General features: G+C 70.4%; 19 protein-coding genes and 2 pseudogenes. 11 read left to right on the top strand and 10 right to left on the bottom strand.

The annotated features are described in order from the left end of the window. Both F6X53_RS29595 and F6X53_RS29590 read right to left on the bottom strand, forming a co-directional pair. Positions 1-2478, bottom strand: a 2478-nt coding sequence (locus F6X53_RS29595; protein WP_151005108.1) for a PAS domain S-box protein, incomplete at its 3' end; no start/stop codon positions are given. Between the two features lie 155 nt (positions 2479-2633). After that, positions 2634-3808 (bottom strand): annotated as a pseudogene (locus F6X53_RS29590) (YihY/virulence factor BrkB family protein). A 209-nt stretch (positions 3809-4017) separates the two neighbouring features. Between F6X53_RS29590 and F6X53_RS29585 the strand changes: the two are divergent. From F6X53_RS29585 to F6X53_RS29575, 4 genes are all read left to right on the top strand, one after another. Beyond that, the gene (locus F6X53_RS29585; RefSeq protein WP_151005106.1) at positions 4018-4491 is read left to right on the top strand and encodes a DUF3597 domain-containing protein; all 474 of its coding nucleotides are present in this window, start codon (positions 4018-4020) and stop codon (positions 4489-4491) included. Between the two features lie 72 nt (positions 4492-4563). Beyond that, a complete protein-coding gene (locus tag F6X53_RS32765) occupies positions 4564-4701 on the top strand; it encodes a hypothetical protein (RefSeq protein WP_191971053.1) in 138 nt (45 codons plus the stop codon). Positions 4702-4741: 40 nt separating this feature from the next. Beyond that, positions 4742-4930, top strand: coding sequence for a hypothetical protein (locus F6X53_RS29580; RefSeq protein ID WP_238296718.1), 189 nt, complete (start codon positions 4742-4744; stop codon positions 4928-4930). Positions 4931-5079: 149 nt separating this feature from the next. Then, entirely contained in the window at positions 5080-7035 is a 1956-nt protein-coding gene (locus tag F6X53_RS29575) for an AI-2E family transporter (protein ID WP_151005104.1), read from the top strand. Here F6X53_RS29575 and F6X53_RS29570 read toward each other — a convergent pair. The 4 genes from F6X53_RS29570 to F6X53_RS29555 all read right to left on the bottom strand — a co-directional run bounded on the left by F6X53_RS29570 (position 6954) and on the right by F6X53_RS29555 (position 10368). Beyond that, positions 6954-7952 (bottom strand): hypothetical protein, encoded by a 999-nt coding sequence (locus F6X53_RS29570; protein ID WP_238296719.1) that lies wholly within the window; start codon positions 7950-7952, stop codon positions 6954-6956. The two genes, F6X53_RS29575 and F6X53_RS29570, sit on opposite strands and share 82 nt — an antisense overlap. 75 nt (positions 7953-8027) lie before the next feature. Further along, positions 8028-8348 carry a hypothetical protein gene (locus F6X53_RS29565; protein ID WP_151005102.1) on the bottom strand — a complete coding sequence of 107 codons (321 nt, stop codon included), beginning with the start codon at positions 8346-8348 and terminating at the stop codon, positions 8028-8030. A 747-nt stretch (positions 8349-9095) separates the two neighbouring features. After that, a complete protein-coding gene (locus tag F6X53_RS29560) occupies positions 9096-9740 on the bottom strand; it encodes a hypothetical protein (protein ID WP_151005100.1) in 645 nt (214 codons plus the stop codon). Between the two features lie 28 nt (positions 9741-9768). After that, positions 9769-10368 carry a glycosyltransferase family 29 protein gene (locus F6X53_RS29555; protein WP_151005098.1) on the bottom strand — a complete coding sequence of 200 codons (600 nt, stop codon included), beginning with the start codon at positions 10366-10368 and terminating at the stop codon, positions 9769-9771. Between the two features lie 153 nt (positions 10369-10521). On the opposite strand from F6X53_RS29555, the gene F6X53_RS29550 reads away from it, so the two are divergent. After that, positions 10522-11496 (top strand): glycosyltransferase family protein, encoded by a 975-nt coding sequence (locus F6X53_RS29550; RefSeq protein ID WP_151005112.1) that lies wholly within the window; start codon positions 10522-10524, stop codon positions 11494-11496. Here F6X53_RS29550 and F6X53_RS29545 read toward each other — a convergent pair. Together F6X53_RS29545 and F6X53_RS29540 are read right to left on the bottom strand one after the other, a co-directional pair. Next, positions 11484-12710 carry a glycosyltransferase family 4 protein gene (locus tag F6X53_RS29545; RefSeq protein ID WP_151005096.1) on the bottom strand — a complete coding sequence of 409 codons (1227 nt, stop codon included), beginning with the start codon at positions 12708-12710 and terminating at the stop codon, positions 11484-11486. The two genes, F6X53_RS29550 and F6X53_RS29545, sit on opposite strands and share 13 nt — an antisense overlap. Further along, the gene (locus F6X53_RS29540; RefSeq protein ID WP_151005110.1) at positions 12710-13750 is read right to left on the bottom strand and encodes a glycosyltransferase family 4 protein; all 1041 of its coding nucleotides are present in this window, start codon (positions 13748-13750) and stop codon (positions 12710-12712) included. The genes F6X53_RS29545 and F6X53_RS29540 overlap by 1 nt, the downstream gene beginning before the upstream one ends. Before the next feature lie 60 nt (positions 13751-13810). On the opposite strand from F6X53_RS29540, the gene F6X53_RS29535 reads away from it, so the two are divergent. The 6 genes and pseudogenes from F6X53_RS29535 to F6X53_RS29510 all read left to right on the top strand — a co-directional run bounded on the left by F6X53_RS29535 (position 13811) and on the right by F6X53_RS29510 (position 20674). Continuing rightward, positions 13811-15865, top strand: a complete 2055-nt coding sequence (locus F6X53_RS29535; protein ID WP_151005094.1) for an HAD-IIB family hydrolase — start codon at positions 13811-13813, stop codon at positions 15863-15865. Continuing rightward, a complete protein-coding gene (locus F6X53_RS29530) occupies positions 15855-16754 on the top strand; it encodes a glycosyltransferase family 2 protein (RefSeq protein WP_151005092.1) in 900 nt (299 codons plus the stop codon). Before F6X53_RS29535 ends, F6X53_RS29530 begins: the two co-directional genes overlap by 11 nt. Positions 16755-16775: 21 nt before the next feature. Continuing rightward, entirely contained in the window at positions 16776-17912 is a 1137-nt protein-coding gene (locus F6X53_RS29525; protein ID WP_151005090.1) for a glycosyltransferase, read from the top strand. A 44-nt stretch (positions 17913-17956) separates the two neighbouring features. Next, positions 17957-18871: pseudogene (locus tag F6X53_RS33920) on the top strand (glycosyltransferase family 2 protein). Continuing rightward, positions 18868-19926, top strand: coding sequence for a glycosyltransferase (locus F6X53_RS29515; RefSeq protein ID WP_151005088.1), 1059 nt, complete (start codon positions 18868-18870; stop codon positions 19924-19926). The pseudogene F6X53_RS33920 and the gene F6X53_RS29515 overlap by 4 nt, the downstream one beginning before the upstream one ends. Before the next feature lie 64 nt (positions 19927-19990). Then, positions 19991-20674 (top strand): class I SAM-dependent methyltransferase, encoded by a 684-nt coding sequence (locus F6X53_RS29510; protein ID WP_151005086.1) that lies wholly within the window; start codon positions 19991-19993, stop codon positions 20672-20674. 238 nt (positions 20675-20912) lie between these two features. Here the strand turns inward: F6X53_RS29510 and F6X53_RS32760 are convergent, their stop codons facing one another. Both F6X53_RS32760 and F6X53_RS29500 read right to left on the bottom strand, forming a co-directional pair. Next, positions 20913-21131 carry a hypothetical protein gene (locus F6X53_RS32760; RefSeq protein WP_191971052.1) on the bottom strand — a complete coding sequence of 73 codons (219 nt, stop codon included), beginning with the start codon at positions 21129-21131 and terminating at the stop codon, positions 20913-20915. A 162-nt stretch (positions 21132-21293) separates the two neighbouring features. Next, positions 21294-21799 (bottom strand): DMT family transporter (locus F6X53_RS29500; RefSeq protein WP_151005084.1); only part of this gene is annotated, 506 nt, incomplete at its 5' end.

Below are 21799 nucleotides of genomic sequence, written 5' to 3'. Positions count from 1 at the left end.
CCACATCCGGTCGCGGTCGCGCGTGCGCTCCTCGACCTGCTGCTCCAGGCCTTCGTTGAGGCGTTCTAGCTGCGCCGCGGCGCACTTGCGGTCCTCGATATCAGTGTTCGTGCCGATCCAGCGGACGACCGCCCCGTCGGAACTACGGATCGGCTCCGCCCGCACGAGGAACCAGCGATAGGCCCCATCGGCGCGGCGGATGCGGAACTCCGTCTCGTAGTCTGCGCCGGCTGCGAGCGCTCCCGCCCAAGCCCGACCTGCCGGCTCGACGTCGCCAGGGTGGACGATGGCCGCCCATGCTCCTCCATCGAGGTCGCCCGGCCGCGCGCCGCTATAGGCATAGACCTGCTCGTTGAACCAGTAGAGTGCGCCTTCGGCATCGGCCGCCCAGACGTGGTTCGGCATCGCCTGCGCGAAGGCCCGGAACTGCTCCTCGCTCTCGCGCCGGCTCGCCTCGGCGCGAAAGCGTTCGATGGCGGCGCGGGTGCGCTCGGCGATGTCGCGGATAAAGGCGAGCTTGTCGGTGCGCCAGTCCCGGACTTGCCGGTCGTGCAGGAAGAAAAGGGCGACCAGCCGGCCGTGCTCCATCACCGGCACGTTGATCAGGGCGCGGGCCCCGACCGCGATGAGGGCGCCCGGGTCGGCGGCGGTGCGCGGGTCCGTGGTCACGTCGCGAATGATGACCTCGCGGCCTTGCTCCAGGCCCGCCCGGACCCTGCCGTAGTCGTCGAAGCGGTGGCGGCCCGCGATGCTGGCGACGCCCGGCGCCGTCCAGTCGCGCTCGATCACGACGTGCTCTAGCGTCCCGTCTACGGTGCCGTACCCGGCCCGGTCGAGGCCGAGCGTGCGGGCCATGATCTCGGCCCCGACCGCGGCCATTTCGGCGGTGTCTCGGCAAGTCTGAAGCCGGTCGCCGAACGCGATCAGGGCATCCCGGAAGGCTTCCTGCCGCCGGCGCTCGGTGAGGTCGCGGGTGACGGTGCCGTAGCCGGAGACGCCGCCGTGGGCGTCGCGGACGGGGAAGATGGTGTAGTGGACCGGGACCGCGGCGCCGGTCGCGAAGTTACGGAAGCACAAGTCGCCTTCCCAGAAGCCGCTCTCGCGCACGGCCGGGAGGACCTCCTCCAGCACCGTCGACCGGTCCTGCGGCTCGAAGTAGTCCACCAGATTGTAGGTGCGGGCCTCCTCCAGGGTGGCGAGCCCGACGAGCCTGCGGCCCGCCTCGTTGAGGAACTCGGCCCCTCCGTCGAGGCCGGCGAGCCCGATGAAGTCACTCGATTGCTCGACCAAGGCCGCGAGCCTGCGCCCTTGCGCCTCCGCGGCCCGGGCTTCCGTGATGTCGTGGACGGTGCCGACGAAGCGCACGGCCTGCCCGTCCCGGAACACGGTCATGCCGTTGGCCGCGAGATGGCGCTCGGCGCCGTCGGCACGGCCGATGACCCGGTACTCCAGGTGGAACGCGCCCTGCGAGCGGATGGCGGCCTGGACCGCCGCATCCGCCCGCTCCCGGTCCTCCGGATGCAGGCCGGCGAGGTAGGTACCCTCGAACGAGACCGGCTCGTCGGGCGCGATACCGAACAGGGCGCGGGTCCGCGCGTCCCAGGTCAGCGCGCCGGTGACAAGGTCGTAGTCGTAGATGCCGGTGCCTGCGCCCTCCAGCGCCAGCCTGAGGCGGTCCTCGGCCTCCTGCAGGTCGGCCTGGGCGGCCTGCCGCTCGGCGATGTCGGTGACCATGACGAAGAAGCCGTCGACGGTCCCGCTTGCAGTCCTGCGCGGTATGTAGCGGATCTCGGATTGCCGGGTGGTGCCGCCCCGGTATGGCATCGGCGCGTCGAAGGTGATGTCCTCCCCGGCGAGCGCGCGCGTCATGTAGGGGAGCCGCGCCGCGTAGACCTCCTCGCCGACGACTTCTCGCACGGGCCGGTCGAGGATCTCGCTCGCCAGCCGCCCGAACCAGATCTCGTAGTGCCGGTTCGCGAAGCGGTAGACGTGGTCCTTGTCGATGAAGGAGATCAGCACCGGCAGCGCGTCGGTGACGACCTGGAGCTCGTCCCGGCTCCGCTGCGTCGCTCCCTCCTCCGCCGTGGCCGCGGTGCGGTCGCGCAGGATCTTGAGGAAGCCGAGGTCGGTGCCGTCGCGGGCCCTGAGGGGCATCAGCTCGCCGCTGGCCCAGAACCGGGAGCCGTCCTTGCGCAGGTGCCAGCGCTCGTCGGCGGCGCGTCCGGTCTCGGCCGCGCGTCGCATCTCGGTGGCCGGCCGATCGCACGCGCGGTCCTCCGGCGTGAAGAAGGTCGCCGTCGGCTGGCCGATCATCTCCTCGGCCGACCAGCCCAGTACGCGCTCAGCGCCCGGGTTCCAGGCCGTGATGCGCCCTTCGTGGTCGGCGGTGATGATGGCGAAGTCGACGGCGCTGTCGAAGATCGCCTGGCAGGCGACCGGGCCCGGCTCGTCAGGCGTGCGTCGGGAGGAAATGTTCAAGCTGGTGTACGCGGCGAGTTGAGGGTGAGGGAGGACGTCCGTCGGAGATGGGAACGACCTGCCCGTGAATTCAGGCAAGCCGTAGGCCGACCCGGAAGCCTACGCAATCGGCGCTCGGCCCGTCCCCGCGGAGGAGGCGTCCACGCCGTCCGCGCTCAAGCGGACGCCGCGACGGTGTCCGCCATGCGGGCTTGGCGAGCGCCCAACGGCTTCCGCCCGCCGACCGTGGTGTCGCGCGCGGTCTGGTGCTCCATCTCGGCGTTGAGCTCGGCCCCGAGCAGCACCACCGTCGTGGACAGCCAGATCCAGGTCATGAAGCCGATGGCGGCGCCGAGCGAGCCGTAGGTCTCGTTGTAGCTGCCGAAGTTGGCCACGTACCAGGAGAACAGCCCGGACACGACGAGCCAGAGCAGGCCGGCCACAGCGCTGCCCCAGGTCACCCAGCGCCACCTCGGCTTCCGGCGGCTCGGACCGTAGCGGTACAGCACCGCCAGGGTCCCGACGACGAGGAGCAGCAAGGCCGGGAAGCGCAGGAGCGCGATGTACCAAGCTTTCTCGTCGAGGCCGAGCAGCTGCAGCGCGGCCGGCACCACCACACGATGCCGGTCAGGGCCAGCACCACGAACAGCAATGCCCCGGCGGTGAAGGCCAACGACTGCAGGTTAAGCATGACGAAGGAGCGCTTCTCCTCCTCCTCGTAGGCGATGTTGAGCGCGTCGAAGATCGCCTTCATGCCGCCGTTCGCGCTCCAAAGCGAGATCAGGATGCCAACGACGGCCGTGAGCCCGAGCGCGGTGTCGCCCTTGTCCACGAGCCGCTTGACCTGGCTTCCGACGATGTCGATGGCGCCGTCCGGCAGGATGCCCCGCAGGTTGTTCAACTGGTCGTTGATCGTGCCCGGGTCGGCGACCGCGCCGTAGATGGAGACCAGCGCCGCGATGGCCGGGAACAGGGCCAGGATGGCGTAGAAGGTGACGCCGGCCGCGACGAGCAGGATGCGGTCGTTGCCGAACTCCTGGTAGAGGCGGAGCGCGATGTCCTTCCAGCCCTTGGCCGGGATCTCGGAGGGCGTGTCCGCTTGGCGTCCGCGGTCCGCCTCGGTCTCGGCCAGGCGCTCCGCCGCCCGGCCCTCGTGCGAGGCGGATCCCTCTTCCGTCCCGAGCTTCCGCCCGGTCCTCTCCGGAAGGCTCGCGATGGGCAGGGGGGCTTCCCGACGTCGCGGCAGGGCGATCAGTCCCAGGAGCGCCGCTCCCAGGAAGGCAGTCCACAGGGTCGAGGATATTTGCGCCTCTCGGTCCGGAGGGGCGGAAGTGGTCGGCCGGTCCGTCATGTCTCACCGTGGGACAGGGCTCATGGGTCAACCCCGGGCATCGTCACAACGGTAATGGACACGCTTTGGTGCCGCGCGGGCGGTCGAATCCGGTGGACGGGACAGCCGTCCGCACACTCCGGCCCGTCACTCAGCGGAACGTCGCGTCTGGCACCTCGTTGTCGGGCGCGCGCCCTCGCGGCGACCAGGACCAGAAACATGGAGAACAGATGAGCATTTTCGGGTCGATCATGTCGAAGATCTTCGGCGGCGGCAGCGCCAGCGCCCAGGCGGCGGCCCCGCACGCCACGGAGACGCCCAGCGTGTCGGCCGCGGCGCAGGGCCCTGACGGGCCGATCGGCTCGGCCAGTAGCGCGGCCGCGCCCTCGATGAGCGGGGCGCCGTCCCCGGTCGCCACCGGCCCGTCCGGCGCCGGGCAGGCGAGCGTCGACGTTGGCCAGATTCTCGCCGACCTTGCCTCCAACAAGGGCCAAGCCCTCGACTACAAGCGCTCCATCGTCGACCTGCTGAAGCTACTCGATCTCGACAGCAGTTTGCAGGCCCGCAAGCAGCTTGCCGACGAGCTGCACTACACGGGCGACAAGGAGGACTCGGCCACCATGAACGTCTGGCTGCACAAACAGGTCGTGCAGAAGCTCGCCGAGAACGGCGGTAAGGTCCCGGACGACCTCAAGCACGCCTGAGCGCATCCCGACGCGTCGCGGGGGAACGGAACGATGGCCGGGAACTTAACGGCCGTCGAACCGGAGATGACCATGACGGAAAAGAAAGGCCACGGCAGCGAGGCCGCCAAGAAGGCCAACGTCAAAGCTGCCCACGAGGGCAAGTCCAACCCGCGCAAGTCCTCTGCCGCGCAAGCCGAGCTCGGCAAGAAGGGCGGCAAGAGCAAGTGAAGGCGTGGACAACGGGCCTCCGATGGCCGAGGCACGCCCGGTGAGCGCGGCTCCCGGCGACGCCTCCTGCGAGAGTCTCACTGGCCTACCCTCGCTCGACGCACTAGCCCGCGAGCGCCTCGGCCGACTGATGCAGGAAATGTACGAGCCCGTCCTCGACGAGCCGCTCGATCCCCGTTTGGCTGAGCTGATGCAGGAGTTGCAGCAGGCTCGGGACCAGCAGTCGTAGGCCATGACGCCTCGCCGGCGAGGCGTTCTTCGTCGTTGGCTTACAATTCATTCGACGGTGCTCGCGGAGACGAGGGTCCAAAGCGCGCCAGTCCGCGTTGGGAAGCGGTGCGCCGCGTATCGTCGGCCTTGCGTCGAGGAGTTTTCCCTATGCCGACCGATGAGATGGCCGCCCCGCGCCCACCCGCCCAGGTGCCGCCTCCGCTCGTGCCCGGGCTGCGCGGCCTGCTGACGCTCGCGGTCGGCGTCGTGCTTATCGCCGCCCTTTACTTCGGGCGCGAGGTCTTCATCCCGCTGGTGCTGGCGGTGCTCCTCAGCTTCGTCCTGGCACCGGTGGTCAACCTGCTGCGCTGGATCAAGCTCGGACGGGTGCCGTCCGTTATCGTGGCCGTTCTCCTGGCTCTCGCGATCATCGGCGGCATCGGCGCCCTCATCGGCACGCAGGTAGCGGGGCTTGCTGGCAACCTGCCGCAGTACCAGGCCACGGTGCAGAAGAAGTTCGCCGGACTGCAGGAAGGTCGGCTCGGCGAGGCCAACCGGATCATTGCGAAGTTCAGCCACCAGGTCCACGATGCCACCCAGAAGGCGGACGCCGCCGGCACCACCGCCGCGACCGGCCCGACCGGCGACACGCCGAAGGCGCAGCTCGTCCGGGTGCAGGAGCCGGAGATCTCACCGCTGGCCCTGGCCGAGAAGGTGCTTGGCCCGATCTTAGAGCCGCTGACCACGGTCGGCATCGTCTTGGTCGTGGTGGTGTTCCTGCTCTTGCAGCGGGAGGACCTGCGAAACCGCATGATCCGCCTGTTCGGGTCGGGCGATCTGCACCGCACGACCGTCGCCATGGACGATGCCGCGAGCCGCCTCGGCACCTACTTCCTGGCCCAACTCGGCATGAACGCCGCGTTCGGCGTCATCGTCGGCGTCGGCCTGTGGTTCATCGGCGTACCCAACCCACTCCTGTGGGGCGTGTTCTCCGCGCTGATGCGCTTCGTGCCTTACATCGGCGCCTTCATCTCCGGGGTCTTCCCTGTCGCCCTGGCAGCCGCGGTCGACCCGGGCTGGTCGATGGTCATCTGGACCGCCGCCCTGTTCCTGATCGCCGAGCCGGTCTTCGGGCAAGTCATCGAGCCGCTGCTCTATGGGCACTCGACCGGGCTTTCGCCCTTCGCGGTGATCGTCTCGACCCTATTCTGGGGGTTCCTGTGGGGACCCATAGGGCTGATCCTGGCCACCCCGTTCACGGTTTGCCTCGTGGTGCTCGGACGTCACGTTGACAGCTTGGAGTTCCTCGACATCCTGCTGGGCGACCGGCCGCCGCTGACGCCGGTCGAGAACTTCTACCAGCGCATGCTGGCTGGCGACCCGGACGAGGTGCGCGACCTCGCCGAGACGATGCTGAAGGAGCGCTCGCTCTCCTCGTACTACGACGAGGTCGCGCTCAAGGGTCTTCAGCTCGCGGCGAACGACTTCGGCCGCGGTGTCGTCACGCCGGCGCAGCTGGAGAATATCCGGGCCTCGTCCCGGTCCTTGGTCGAGGACTTCGAGGACCATGCCGATGCCGAGCCGGCGGATACGGGCAAGGCGGTCAACCCGAACGAGACGCCGACGCTTGCCGAGCGGGCGCACCCGAAGAACGAGGCAGTGCCTGGGCAGGCGCCGTCCCGAGAGGCACTGCCGGAGCCATGGCGCGGCGAGGCCCCGGTGCTGTGCGTGGCCGGGCGTGGTCCCCTCGACGAAGCCTCGTCAGCGATGCTGGCGCAGCTGCTGCGCAAGCACGGACTCGGGGCCAGGGTCGCCGGCCACGAGGCGGTCTCGCGTGACCGCATCCGTGACCTCGACCTCGACGGCGTGGCGATGGTGTGCATCTCCTACCTCGACATCTCCGGCAACCCGGCGCACCTGCGCTACCTATTGGAGCGGCTGAAGCGACGCGCGCCTGGCATGCCGGTGCTGGTCGGGCTCTGGCCCGTCGGCGAGAAGGTCCTCACCGATGCCGCCATTGGCCGCCAGATCGGCGCCGACGTCTACGTCTCTTCGTTGCGAGAGGCCGTCGCGGCATGCCTGAAGGCGGCCCAGGGCGAAACGGGGAGTGCGCTCGCGGCTTGACCCTTCGTTTGGCCAGGGGCGCAAAGTTCTTCGGGTATGTTGGCGGCATGCGAGGAAGGCGGGCTGACGAAACCGCAGGCGATCCGCGAGAACTCGGGCGCGCGCAGGTAGCCGTAAGACTTATGGTGGTTGGCCTCGCCCGTGGGCCGGCAATAGTCGTTCACCACCCGGTGGTCGACGACCCGCACGCCAGTGTCGCTCGGCACGAAGTCGGCGGCCAGGGCGCCCGTGACGGCGACGATGTCATTGCCGTCCGCAAGGTTGGTCCACTGCCCAACGTTGTTCGGCACCCGAGCTTGGCCGCACTCCGCTTCGATCTTGAGCTTCACCTTCGCGAGGCCGAGCGGGGAGCCTACCGTGACCAGGTGTTCGACCTGCAAGCCCGGGGCCTCGCGTTCCATGAGGCGCAGCACGTCATAGGCGATCACCGAACCCATCGAGTGCGCCACGAGCAAGATGCGATGGTCACGGAACTGCTTGAGCCGGTTGACCAGGCGCGCCCTGACCTCACGGGCGAACTCCTGCTCGATATGGTAGTGCCAGAGGTCGTCGAAGCGGTGCTCCAGGATGAGGTCGTCGACGAGCGTCACACCGGTCGCCTCCTCGATCCGGTCGATGCCTTGATAGACGACAGCCAGGACATCACTGCCCGTCATTGTGGGCGCGTCCTCCTCGCTGGGCAGGGGGTTAGTCCCATCGTACGGCCGGTAAGGTTCATCCATGGCATCGCTGGCGAGGGGAGCGTCGTAGCGAAGGTCCGCCCAGTAGACGAACGTGAAGGCGAATGCCGCGCCAGCCATGCCTTCGTTCCGGGCGAGCCCCTCCGTGATGGCCGCTTTCCACCAGCGTGTCTTTTCATCGACCGGCGGCTTGTTGGCTAAGCCGTGGATACCAATGATGACGCTAGGCCGTTCCATGTCCGCAGGAGCTCTTCCGGTGTCGTGAGTCCAAGGCCGGTGGGTCTTAGCCGCCGACGAGGGTCGATGCAGGCTTCAGGGCCGGCGAAACAAGCTGAACACGGCAAAGCCTGCCAAGCCGGCAAGGCCGAGGGCAAGCAGGCGATTGTCCTTGAAGGCGGTGACGGCTTGGCCGCCCCTCTCGTGCAGCGAGTGTGTGATGGGTGAGCGAGCGAGAAGGCTCTCTGCGTGCTCCCGGTGCTCGTCACGAACGTGGATGAGCACCTCGAAGCCGTCCCCGTGCCGCTCGATGTCGATGCTGTTGCGGGCAAAGCCGCCGCTAACGAGGCGTTGCTTGGCCGCCCGAGCCGCGCTGAGGGAAGGAAACAGGGCCGAGGCAAGACCAGTATCAGGCATTCAGGTTCTCCGTTGCGAAGAACCAAACGCCGTCAGCGATATAACGGTTCGATGCCGGCTTGGCTTCGCCTGCCGCGCCCAGTCCTGCGAGTAGTGGCATCCGACCTGATAGGTACCCGAACCTGCTGATGTCGTGGCCGCTGCTCAAAGGTCAGGTTATTCCTCCTGAGCGGACCATCGAGGCGGCAAGGCGGAAGGTCCGGAAGGGGTCACTTCGAGGCCTTCACCTGAGCCGCGTAAGACGTCCGCTTACCCACCGCTCAAGCTCCGAAGCGGACCAGCCGCAATCGGCCACCTTCGGTCGGCTGCTTCGCGCCCATTTCGGCCGCTCAGCCGGTTCACGCGGCTTCTCCGAAGCGGACATTGCAGCAGCTCAGCTTGTAGGTCTGAGGCGCGCCATGAGCCGACCTTGGGCCGAAAGGCACTGAACCGCCGCTTCCGACTCTTCTCAGACCCTCATAAGGGCCGCTTTCAGACCGGTTGCCAGACGATAATCTACGACCGGCAAGGCTGGATCTCAGCGGGTCCGCTTTGGAGCAGAGATGCATGGAAGCGGACATCCTCGCTGATCCCGCTCACGACCCGTTGCCGACCCTCGCGAGGTCCGCTTCGCGACAGTTGGATGGACGGCGGTCGAAGACCGGAATGAACAATGCGCTGCCGGCCTGCGTCGAGACGTAGGTTTGCTCGAAGCGGACACGGCACGAGCGGTGCTGGGGATGCCGGCAAGTCGGTTTCCGCAACCGGTTAGAGCTCGGTCCACGCCGCCCGGACCGGGCCGCTCGCGGTGTCGGGCTTCGAGTCACCGATGAAGATGACCACCGGACCGTGATCGGCCCGCCGGGGGTCGTAGAAGTCGAGCAGTTCGGGGTAGCGGCGCTGGAAAAACTCCGGATGCAGCCCCTCCCGGCGCAGCAGGCGATCGATGGCGACCTGGTCCCCATGGACGGCATTCGGCACCGGTCCGCAGGCGCCGGGCACCATCCAGCGCTCGGGCTCGGCCGCGAAGGCGGCGTAAAGGAAATCGAGCGTTCCGCCGGGCCATCGCAGCAGGGCGCTGGAGACGCGGCCCTTGTGGAAGTAGTCCTCCATGGCGGTGAGGCCCGGCTCGGCCAGGACATCGGCCGGCCCGGTCAGGACGGTATCGAGGTCGCAGAGCAGCGTCGGCCCGGTTGTGAGCCCGGGGCGGAAGGCTTCCATCTTCGCCCACCAGGCCGGCCAGTCGTGCCGGAGCGGCACCCGCTCCACGTCGGCCACCGCGAGGGGAAGATCCGTGAGGCAGAGGATCCGGTCGAAGGCCGGGGCGTGGCGGCGCACGCCCCGGGCGAGGCGCTCAACCCAGGTCGCGTCGTAGCGGCCGCCGCTCTTCAGGACGGTGATGAGAGTGGGCATCGGATGCGCGGGATCCTGCTCGGAGCGGTCAGGGATGACAAGGGTGGAGCCGCAGCTGCCCGTCCGCCTCGGCCTGCCGGAACCAGGCGCGCTCGGCCGCCCAGGGATGGCCGGGCCAGCCGTCGAAGCCGAAGCCGTAGATCGAGCCGTGCCCGAGGGGGCCGCCGAGGAGGAACGCCAGCGTCACCAGGAAGCCGGTGCTCGGGTTGGGCCGCCCGATCGTGCCGGGAGCGAGACGCTGGCGCGCCGCCTCGTGGAGGGCCTCGGGCAGGATGTGGATGGGTCTGCCGAGGGGAGCCAGCCGAGCCACCGCCTCGCGGGTCCAGCACACCTGTTCGGGCCTGTTGTGCTCGGCGGGGAGCCCCGGGAAGGGCAGGATGAAGGCGTCCGCCTGCCGGACCACCGGGCGATCCAGGAAGCGCGGATCGGCGAGCCATTCGCGCATCTGCCCGCCGCGATTGACCAGGGCAAGGTGGGTGACCCGGGACCCGGCGCGGCCCCCGAAACCCGGCGCGTTGTTGAAGCGCACGACGCGGGGCGCCCCGTCGATCGCGGCGGCGGCATCGAGCCCCGGAGCATTCCCGACGATGGCGACGGGGCTCGAAGCGAAGGCAGACCGGTCGAGCATGCGCGGAGAGTCGACCTGGGCGTCCCGTTGCGGCAGGGATTGGCGGAGCCGCAGAGGTATGGCGCCGGCCCGGCGCGGCAAGGGGCCGGCGCGGCAAGGGCCCTGCCGGGCCGGCGGGAGACCGGACGTGCGGGAAAGGGGCCGCGACCGATGATGCGCCGATGCTTCGTCTGCGCGGCCGACATGCTCGGGCCGAGCGCCCGGCGCCTGCTCTACCCGAACGGGCGGGACAGGGCGTTTCCGATCGCCTGCGGTTCCTGTGGCCTCTTGCTGGAGGTGGAGGCCGATCCGACGCGATGCCGTGCGCACCTGGCCGAACGTCTCGCCGGCCCGGTCTTCAACCCCGACCCGGAGGCGCCCTATGGCCTCGACCTCTACACCCTCCGCAGCGCCGCAACTGGCCACGCTCGCGGTGTCCGGCCTGTGGATGAGGCCGGGCGCAGGGCTCTGCGCCAGCCGCACGACCGCTGCGCCGCGCGCGGAAACCTCTACGCGCTCGACCCTGCGGTGGGTCTGCCCATCTCCCTTGGCCTGCTCTGCCGCCCGGAGGCTTTGACGGCCGTCCTCGCGGCGCTGCCGATCCATGCGGCCTGGACCGACGACATCGTGGTCCTCCTCGACGCGCCGGCAAGGCCGGTTCAGGCCACCGGATGTCCCCGGGGCTCCGTGCGGGTGGGCGCCCGGCCCCTGGGGCAGGACTTCGCCGCCCAGCGCAATGCCCTCCAGGATCTCGCCCGCCATCCCTGGATGCTGCAGCTCGACGCCGACGAGACCCTGGCCGCCGAAGCCGGGCGGCGCCTGCCGGCGCTGGCGGCCCTGGCCGAGGCGGGAGACGTCCTCTCGATCGGATTGGCGCGCCGGAACCGCGTCGACGGCATCCTCTCGGATGTCTACCCGGACGTGCAGTACCGGCTGAATCGGCGCTCCGTGCGCTATGCCGGCCGCGTGCACGAGCGGCCCGTGCTCGACGGCGGCTGGCCGCGCAGCCTCATCGCGCTGCACGGCGCGATCGAGCACCATCTCGACCGCGCCCATGTCCTGGCGCGCTCCCGGCGCTATGAGCGCCTCGCGCCCGGGCACGGCCGCCCAGAGGAGGAAGCCGCGCTGCTGCGCCCCTACCAGGACTGAGACGGCGCGCGCGGGCGCACGCGGCGCCTCGGGCTGGGTCGGGCCGCCGCGATGGCATGAGCGTAGAGTTCGAGCGTTTCGCGCGCCAGGACCGTCCGGGTGAAGCGGCCGGACGCCGCGAGAGCCCGGCTCCGGTAGAGAGCGCGCAGGGCCGGATCGGCGAGGAGCGGGCTCAGGGCCTCCGCCAGGGCCGCGCCGGTGGCCTCCCGTGCCAGGGGGCCCGCCCCCGGCGCGCCCACGAAGGCCCGGGCGCTCGCATCCTGCGCGCAGGCCACCACCGGCCGGCCATAGGCGAGGGCCTCCTGGTAGACGAGGCCGAAGCTCTCGTAGCGCGAGGGGGCGAGCACCGCGTGGGCTTCCGCATAGGCCTGCGCCAGCGCCCCGGCCGGTACCCGCCCCCGAGCGCGGATGCGGGCCCGGGCCGCCGCGGGCAAATCGTCCGGCAGATCCTCCGGGGGCACCCCGACGAGGTCCAACCGGAAGGCTGGGATGGCGCCCCGCTCCGCCTCGTCGGCCAGGATCGCAACCGCGCCGAGGAGCGCGTCGAACCCCTTGCGCGCCTCCGCCCGGCCCACGAAGAGCAGGCGCACAGGCTCCGTTTCGCCCGGGTAGGGGGCACCCCGCGCCGCCGCGAGGATTTCCGGCGGCAGACTGAGGCCGATCACCGCCTCGGGCCGGCGCCCGGACAGGCCGTAGCTTCGAGCGATCACCGCCCTGTGCGCTTCGGTGTTGGCGATGAGCCCGGCGCTGGCCCGGGCCTGGGCGCGCTCCAGGGCATCGGCGGCCGTGCCGTCGAGGCGGTCGCGCAGGGTGGCGGGGGCGTCGCGCGTGAACGCGGCGGGCGTCGAGCTCCGGGTCACCAGCGGAAGGTCCGGGCGTCCGGCCAGCAGGGCGGCGGGGGCGTACCAGTTCGTGGCTTCCGCGACGTCGAACGGCTGGCGGGCATGGGCCGCCAGCACGGCGTGCCGGAAGGCGAGCGGCGCGGCGAGATGCCCGGCGGCGCCCCAGCGGCGCAGGCGCGCCAGCCCGCCGCCGGGCGGCAGGGCGAGGCCCGCCACCCTGACGGCGCCGACGCGCTCGCAGCCGGTCCGGTCGAGGCTGAAGACCGTAACGTCGGCGCCCGCTTCGGCGAGGCTCTCAGCGATCTCGCGGGCGGCGGTCGAGAGGCCGCTCGGGGCCGGCGGGTAGTCCCAGGCGAGGAGGGCGACGCGCATCAGGTGGCCAGCAGGCGCCGGTAGAGGGCGAGGTAATCGGCCGCCATGCGCGCGGCGGTGAAGCGCGCCTCGAAGCGCTGGCGAACCCGGGTCCGGTCGAGGTGCCCGATCCGTACCAGCGCCGCCACCGCTTCCGCCTCGGAGGAGACGATGAAGCCGGTCACGCCCTCTTCGACGATCTCCGGCACGGAGCCCCGGTTCCAGGCGACCACCGGCGTGCCACAGGCCATCGCCTCGATCATCACCAGGCCGAAGGGCTCCGGCCAGTCGATGGGAAACAGCAGCGCCCGCGCGCTTCCCAGCAGATCGGCCTTTCGGGCATCGTTCAGGGGGCCGAGATAGGTCGCGTCGTCGGCCAGCAGCGGTCGCACCCGATTCTCGAAGTAGTCGGGGTTGCCGACATCGATCGTGCCTCCAAGCCGGATCGGCAGGCCGGCGGCACGTGCGACCCGAATCGCAGCGTCCGGCCGCTTCTGGTCGGTCATCCGGCCCACGAAGGCGACGTGCGGACCCGGCTGCGTGCTGAGGGCGTAGCGCTCTCGCGCGATGCCATGATGGACGATGCCGGCCCGGTTCACGGTCGGAATCCCGGCTTCCTGTGCGGCCGAGATCGCTGCCACCGGCAGATCCGGGAAGCCTGCGAAGAACAGCTTCCGATCGAGTTCATCCACCCGCCAGTGCACCGTCGTGAGGCTGTGGCGCCGGCGCGCGCCGAGGAGGGCGGCATGGGCGAACTCGCCGTGACAATGCACGATGTCGAACTGGTCGAGCCGCAGCCGCAGCGCCTCCAGCTGCAGGGCGTCCAGCGCAGCCGGGACACCGGCCGCGACCGGCCCGTGACGGTGCTCCAGGGCGGCCAGACTCGGATGATCGCCGATGCGCGGCAAGTCTGTCGCACTGTCGGACGGCGCGAACAGCGTTACTTCCACACCCAAGCTTCGCAGCGCCGTGCTGAGGTCATGGACGACCCGCTCCGTGCCGCCATGATGCTCGGGGGGAACGGGGAAGATGTTCGGGGCGACTTGGGCGACGCGGATCACGCTAAGAACCTCATCTGACACGCTTCTTATCTGCACCTTGCTCAAGACCCTGGCGGCCTGATGTTCGTCTTGCATGTCGCCCTGCAAGGCTGTCTGCGCGGCGGCGGGGTCGTGTTCGGACTCACCGCCGATACGGGTGGTCACATCCGCTACCTGCTCGATCTCGTGGCCGCCTCGGCCCAGGATCGGGACATCGACCGGATCGTGATCGCGACGCGCCTGTTCCAGGGCCTGCTCGGCCCGGACTATGCCGTGCCCGAAGAGCGCATCTCCGACAAGGTCACGCTCTTGCGGCTCGCGAGCGCATCGCCGGATTACCGCTCCAAGGAGGAGATGCACGCGGAGGTGGACAGCTTCGCGCGCAACCTCATCGCCTGGATCGCAGCGCAGCCCCGGGCGCCCGACCTCATTCACGCCCACTACGCCGATGCCGCCTCCGTGGCAGGGATCGTCGAGAAGGCCCTCGGAATCCCCTTCGTGTTTACGGCCCACTCCCTGGGGCGGGTGAAAGCGGCGATGCTGGGATCAGGCGCCGAGCGCGGTACCGACCTCGCGCGCCGGATCGCCGCGGAGGAGGGCGCGCTGGCCCGCGCGAGCCTCGTCGTCGCCTCCTCCCGCGACGAGGCGGAGGTGCAGTATGCCGGGTACGCGGCCTACGATCCGGGCCGCATCCGCGTCCTGCCGCCGGGCAGCGATCTCGCCCGGTTCGCGGCAGCCGAGACCCTGCCGCGGGTCGACGCCACGATCAATCGGTTCCTGCGTGATCCGGACAAGCCGGTGCTGCTGGCCCTCGCCCGACCGGTGGCACGCAAGAATCTCGGCGCCCTGGTGCGGGCCTACGGGGAGAGCCCGACCCTGCAAGCGTGTGCCAACCTCGTGCTGGTGGCCGGAACCCGCGACGACATCGACGCCCTAGACGGCGACATGGCCGCCACCATGCGCGAGATCCTGGTGCTAATCGACCGCTACGACCTCTACGGGCGCGTGGCCTACCCCAAGACCCATGGCCTGGAGGACGTGCCGGCGCTCTACGCATACGCGCGCGCGCGGGGCGGCCTCTTCGTCAATCCAGCCCTCAACGAGCCCTTCGGGTTGACCCTCCTCGAGGCCTCCGCTGCCGGGCTGCCGCTGGTCGCCACCGACAGCGGCGGCCCCAACGACATCGTGGAGACCTGCGGCAACGGGCTCCTCGTCGATCCGCGCAATCCCGATGCCATCGCGGCGGCGTGCCTGCGCATCCTGGACAATCCCGACCTCTATGCCCGCTGCGTGGCGGGGGGCGCCCGCGCCGCCGCCGCCTATGACTGGGACCGGCACGCCGCGCGCTACCACGCCTTGTTGCGGGCGCTGCTGACCGCTGAGCCGCCCCTGGCGGTGCCGCGCCAACTCCTCGTCTGTGACATCGACAACACGCTGGTGGGCTGCGAGGCGGCGCTCGGCACCTTCCGACGCTGGCGCAGCCGTCAGGCGGGTCTCGCCTTCGGGGTCGCCACCGGCCGCTCCTTCCACAGTGCCATGGCGATCCTGGAGCAGCAGGCCAGCCCGCGTCCGCAGGTCATGATCACCTCGGTGGGATCGGAAATCTACCATCTCGACCCCAACGGCGTGACCTACACGGCGGATGCCGTCTGGCGCGCCATCGTCTCGGCCGGCTGGGATCGGGCCGGCGTGCGTGCGGCGCTGTCCAATCTCGACGGCCTCGTGCCTCAGGGCCCCCTGGAGCAGCGCGGACACAAGCTCAGCTATTTCGGGGATGCGGCGACGGCCCAGCGGGTCCGCGTGGCCCTCGCGCAGGCGGGACTGTCCACCACCGTGATCCACAGCCACGGCCTCTACCTCGACGTGCTGCCGGAGGCGGCCTCGAAGGGCACGGCGGTGGGCCATGTGCGGGCCCTTTACGGCCTGCCTGAGCGGGCCGTGTTCGTGGCCGGCGATTCGGGCAACGACGTCGAGATGCTGCGCGCCCAGACGCAGGCGATCATCGTGGCCAATTTCTCCGACGATCTCGCCAGCAACGCCGCCCTGCAGCACTCCTACGTCGCCCGGGCCTCGCACGCCCGCGGCATCATCGAGGGCGTCGGCCATTTCCGCCGGAGGCTGGCCGATGCCAGTTGATCCGTCCGCCGGGTCGTCCTCTGGGCCTCGCGTGAGCGTCCTCACCCTGGTGCGCGGCCGGGCCGACCGCCTGCGCAACCTCATGGCCGGGCTGGCGCGCCAGTCCGTGCGCCCGCGCGAACTGATCATCGCCTGGATGCAGCCGGACCGCGCGCCCGACCTGCCGGACCCCGGCTGTCCGGTGCGCCACTGCCACGTGGCGGGGGAGCCGATGCCCCTCGCGGCCGCCCGCAACCGCGCCGCCGAGGCCGCCACGGGCGATCTCTTGATTTTCCTCGACGTCGACTGCATCCCGTCGCCCACCCTTGTGGGGGCCTATCGGCGCGCGGCGATGGAGACCGACGGCCTTTTCCTCGGCGAAGTGCTGTACCTGCCGCCGGGGCTGACGGCGGGGGAGGCCGCCGACGAAGCGGCCCTCGCGCGGCTCGGCCATACCCATCCGGCCCGCCCCGCGATCCCGCCGGAGGCCTTGCGCCGGGAGGCCGATCCCGGCCAGCTCTGGGGGCTGTCCTTCGCGCTGCCGGCCCGGTCCTGGCGCGCCGTCGGTGGCATGGACGAGGCCTATCGCGGCTATGGCGGCGAGGAGACGGACCTCGCCGCGCGCCTCGCCGCCTCGGGGCTGACGACCTACTGGGTCGGGAACGCCCGCGCCTACCACCAGCACCATCCCGTCCACGTGCCGCCGCTGCAGCACTTCGACGCCATCCTGGCCAACGCCGCCCGCTTTCGGGACAGGCACGGGCGCTGGTGCATGAGCTACTGGCTCGGCCAGTTCCGGGCCGCCGGGCTGATCGATTGGGACGACGACGCTCCCGCGATCCGTATCCTGCGCCGGCCGGCCGGCCCCGAGATCGCCGCCGCCCTGCGGCTCGACGCCCTGTTCTCCTGACGGATCGCGAACCCGAGAGCCATGAAGAAACCCATCGCGTTCTTCGTCCATCACCAGGGACGCGGCCACGCCAACCGCACGATGGCGGTGGCGGCCGAGTTCGCCAAGGACCGGCCCGTCTCCGTGCTCACCGCCGGCCCGCAGCTGTTCGACGGGTTCTCCCGCGACATCGAGATCGTGCCGCTGCCGAACATGATCGGCGCCGGGGTGCCGACGCCGCGCCTCTACGCGGAGCCGACCCCGCAGGTCATGCACTGCGTGCCGCTGGGCCTGACCGCGATGCGCCGGACCATGCGGCGCATCCTCGACCATCTCGATGAGCGCGAGGTCGGCCTCTTCGTCGTGGACGTTTCGGCGGAGATCGCGCTGCTGTCACGCATCGCCAGCGTGCCGGCGGTGCAGATTCGGATGCATGGCGACCGCACCGACATCGGCCATGTCGGCGCCTACGAGGCCTGCGTCGGCATGCTCGCCCCCTTCGACGCGCGCATGGAGCAGGACGATTACTCGGCCGCGCTGCAGGCTAAGACCTTCTACAGCGGCGGCCTTTGCACCAGCGTCGACCGGGTGCCGGATCGGACCGAGGCCCGCGCGAGGCTCGGCCTCGACCCCGACCGCGAGATCGTCGTGGCGGTGACCGGAGGCGGGGGCAGCGGTACGCCCTACGCGCCACTCACGGTAGCCGCCCGGGCCGCGCCCGAGGCGCTGTGGCTGACCCTGGGGCCGACCCACCGCGAAGGTCACGAGACCGACTTCTCGAACCTGCGCGAACTCGGCTGGGTGCCCTCGGTGACCGACTACCTCGCCGCCGCCGACATCGTGGTGGCCTCCGCCGGCGACAACACCGTCCATGAGGTCGCCCGCGTCGGCGGGCGCCTGATCGTGATGCCCGAATGGCGCTATTTCGGGGAGCAGACTCGCAAGGCCGAGGCCCTGGTCCGGCTCGGGGCCGCCGTCCAGGCCCCGGTCTGGCCGGGCGATCTCCAGGGCTGGCGCGACCTCCTCGCCCGGGCCCGCGCCCTCGACACAGCCCCGCTGCGGAGCCTCTACGCGCCGGATGCGGCGGCCCGCGCCGCTGGCTGGCTCGAGGACCTGACCGACGAACTCTGGCACGGCGCGGTGGAGCCCGCCGCCCGCACGGTCGTTGCCACCGGCTGACCACCCGCATTCTCCTCGCTCGCCCCCCGGAGCCAGACCGCCCCATGTCCACCGTTTCCGTCGTGACCCTGGCCAAGGGACGGCCGGCGCACCTGCGCAACGTGCTCCTCGGCCTGGAGCGCCAGACGCAAGTCCCCACTGAGTTCATCGTGGCGGTGATGCAGGACGCCCCCTACGACCTGCCCGAGGTTGCCTTCCCGGTCCGTCAGATCCTAGTGCCTGGCGCCGAATTGCCGCTGGCGGCGGCGCGGAACCGAGGGGTGGCGGTGGCCGGAGGCGACGCCGTCGTCTTCCTCGACGTCGACTGCATCCCGGCCCCCGGCCTCGTGGCCGATTACGCGCGCGGCCTCGCCGAACTCGACGGCCTGCTGATGGGCGAGGTCCTCCACCTGCCCGAGCGCGCCACCGCCGGCGACTGGACCTAGGAGGGCTTCGAGGCCTTGGCGAAGCGCCATTCCGACCGCCGGGGACCCCCGGCCTCCGGTCTGGAGATCTGCCCGGATTACCGGTGCTTCTGGTCCCTGAACTTCGCCATCCGGCGCGACACCTTCTTCGGCTGCGGCGGCTTCGACGAGCGCTATACCGGCTACGGCGGCGAGGACACGGATTTCGGCAAGGTCCTTCACCAGGCCGGCATTCCCATCGCCTGGATGAAGGGCGGGCTGGCCTATCACCAGTACCACCCCCACCACATGCCGCCGGTCCACCACCTCGACAGCGTCGTGCGCAACGCCGAACTGTTCGAGGCCAAGTGGGGCTACCGGACGATGGGCCACTGGCTCTACGCCTTCAAGGTTATGGGGCTGATCGACGACACCCCTGACCGGCCCATTCGCATCCTGCGCCGCCCCGAGGTCGGCGACTTCACGCTGACGGGCCAGCAGAGCCACCAGCCCTACAGCAATTCGGCCTCCGTCATCCGCTTCCTCGAGGCGCGGGGCACCGCGGCGACCGCGTGAGGATCGCGCTCCTCGCGCATCTGCGCCATCCGGTGGCGCGGCCCTTCGCAGGCGGCATGGAGGCTTATTGCTGGGCGCTGGCCGACGGGTTGATGGCGCGGGGGCACGACGTCGTTCTGTTCGCCGCCGGGGACAGCGACCCGCGCTTTTCCATCGACCCGGTGATCCCGCTCCACCACGAGCGCAGCTTCCCCGGGCTAGAACACCGGGGCGATGCCGGCCTCGTCGCCCATGTGGATGCCGGATACGCCGCCGCCTGCGACCGGATCGCGGCCGGCGGCTTCGACGTACTGCACAACAATGCGTTGAGCCGCCTGCCGTTGGAGCACCGGCGTCTCGCGGAGATGCCCACCGTCACGTCGCTGCACGTCCCGCCCTACGACGCCCTGCGCTGGTTCGTGACGGACAGCCTCGTGCCCGGACACCAGATCACCGTGACCTCGCAGTCCCAGCGCCAGATCTGGTGGCCCGAGGGCGCTCCGTCGGGGGTATCCGTGCTCCACAACGGCGTCGATCCCGCCGCCTGGTCCTTCCGGGATCGGGGAGACGGCAGCGCCGTCTGGTCGGGGCGGATCACACCCATCAAGGGCACGCATCTCGCCGTCGCGGCGGCGCAGCGCACCGGCATCCCCCTCACCCTGTTCGGCCCGATCGAGGAGCGGGATTATTGGGAGGCGCGGATTGCCCCGCAGCTCGGTGGATCGATCCGCTACGGCGGCCATCTCTCCGGCGAGGCCCTTGCGGGCGAGATCGGCCGCGCATCGGTTTTTCTGTTCACGCCCTGCTGGGACGAGCCCTTCGGCTTCGTGGCCATTGAGGCCATGGCCTGCGGGGTGCCGGTGGCGGGTCTCGCCATGGGGGCGGCCGCCGAGATCGTCGGCGAGGCCGGCCACCTGGTCCCGCCCGACGACGCCCCCGCCCTGGTCCGTGCGATCGGCGACGCCCTCGCGATTCCCCGGACAATCCCGCACGCACGCGTGCTGCGCCTCTTCACACGCGATCTCTGGCTCGCGCGCTGCGAAGCCCTCTACGGGCTGGCGCGGCGGGCCGCCTAAGGCTGAATGCCCGACGCGCGCACGATCCCGGGCGGGCGCATCTCCTATCGTGAGTCGCCCTCCGATGAGCCACCTCCCGACGAACCGCCGCGCCATCATCGACGCGCTCTGGCATGGCCGAGATCCGTTCACGAACCCGCCCGACAGCTTGCGCCCCCCCGATCTCCAGGGCTGGCGCAGCCTTCATCCCTTCCTCGACGAGGCTGTCACGGAGTTCCGCCCCGGCGTGATAGTGGAGATCGGCGCCTGGAAGGGGGCCAGCACCCTGCACCTGGCCCGGAGCCTGGAGGCGCACGGCGTCGAGGGAATCGTCATCGCGGTGGATACTTGGCTCGGGGCCGTCGACCACTGGGCCGATGCGACTCTGTTCGGCGAACTCGCCATGGAGAACGGGTATCCCAGCCTGTACCGCACCTTCCTGGCCAACGTGTTGCGGGAAGGGCTGGCTGACCGGGTCGTGCCCCTTCCGCTGGACTCGGTGAATGCCGCCGAACTGATGCGCCTGCGCGGACTCACCGCCGACATCATCCATCTCGACGCCGGCCACGAGGAGGCCTCCGTGGCGGCGGATCTCCGGGCATGGTGGCCGGTCCTGCGTCCCGGCGGCCTCCTCATCGCCGACGATTACGACAGCCTGGGCGGTCGCTTCCCCGGCGTGACCCGCGCGGTCGACGCATTCTGCGTCGCGGAACGGGTGCGAGGCCCCTGGGCACAGGGCGGAAAATGCAAGTTTATCAAGCGGCTATAAACCGTGACGCGAAGCTGATGGAAGGGCCGCTTCCGGATAGAGGGGCAGGGTCCGTTCCTCCACCCCATCCGGACCTTCGACGGTCGCATCTCAAATGTCCGCAAGGGGTCAGGTATTCGCCCTCCGCTCGTTCGGCTGTGCGCCACTTCCGGGCCTTCTGCCACAATCGCTGGAATGGCCGCTCCTCGCTCACAAGCGGCCTCTGCTCGGAAAGGTCGGGCCGGGAGGCTGCAAGACTTCAGGTCGGGAACGCCGCACTCGCTGCCCGGGCGAAGGCCGCCGAGGACGAGGCTGCCCGCGTCCGGCCCGCCTCGCCGAGGTCGAGTACCAGCTCGACCGCTTCCGCGCCGAGGAGTTCTGGGACCGCGTCATGCAGGAGGTAGCCGAAATCCTCGCGGACCGGTGCGCCATGACCCCGGCCGAGATTCTGCCGGAACTCAGGACGGTGACCATTCACGGGGCTACCCTCCACAAGGAGCCCTGACGCCGGGCACGCTCAAGACGCCAGGCACGCTCAAGAAGAAGATAGACGTCCGCGTCTTCCACGGCCGGTATTTCGACCCGCCGCAGGACGGTCGCTGCGCCCGAAAGGCCGGGTGACCGCGGCGAGCGACGACGGTCAGCGTTCGGCGGGACGCTTCCGGCCGGGGACGCCCATGGCAATGCCGGTGAGGATGACGAACGCGGACAGGATGAGCATCGGGTCGAGTCCCTCGCCGAGCACGCCGGCGGCCAGCCCGATGCCCAGCACCGGCGTCGCCAGGACGCTGAGGGAGGCGGTGGCGGCGGGCACGCGCCGGTTAACCACCGTCATCGCCCAGAAGCCGAGGGCAGTGCCGATCACGCCGTTGTAGGCGAGCGCCAGCAAGGCGGCCGCGCTCGTCCGACCAGGGGCGGGCGGCGCTCCCTCGGCCAGGAACGCGAGGCTGGCGAGCACCATCGTGGCCAGCAGGCACTGCCAGGGCATGAGCTCCAGCGGCGTCGCCACCCACCGGTGGGCACGGGTATAGACGATGCTCACCGACCAGCAGAGAGCCGCCGCGAGCAACAGAACCTGGCCTAGCTGTCCGGATGCGAAACCTCCTTGGCGACGGCTACAACCTTGAGCGCTTTCGGCAGCGCGTC

Origin of the sequence: Methylobacterium soli, from assembly GCF_008806385.1 — a bacterium.
In the GTDB taxonomy this organism is placed as follows: Bacteria; Pseudomonadota; Alphaproteobacteria; order Rhizobiales; family Beijerinckiaceae; genus Methylobacterium; species Methylobacterium soli.
Note: the sequence above shows the minus strand (reverse complement) of the source record. Positions and strands in the feature narration are given on the sequence as shown.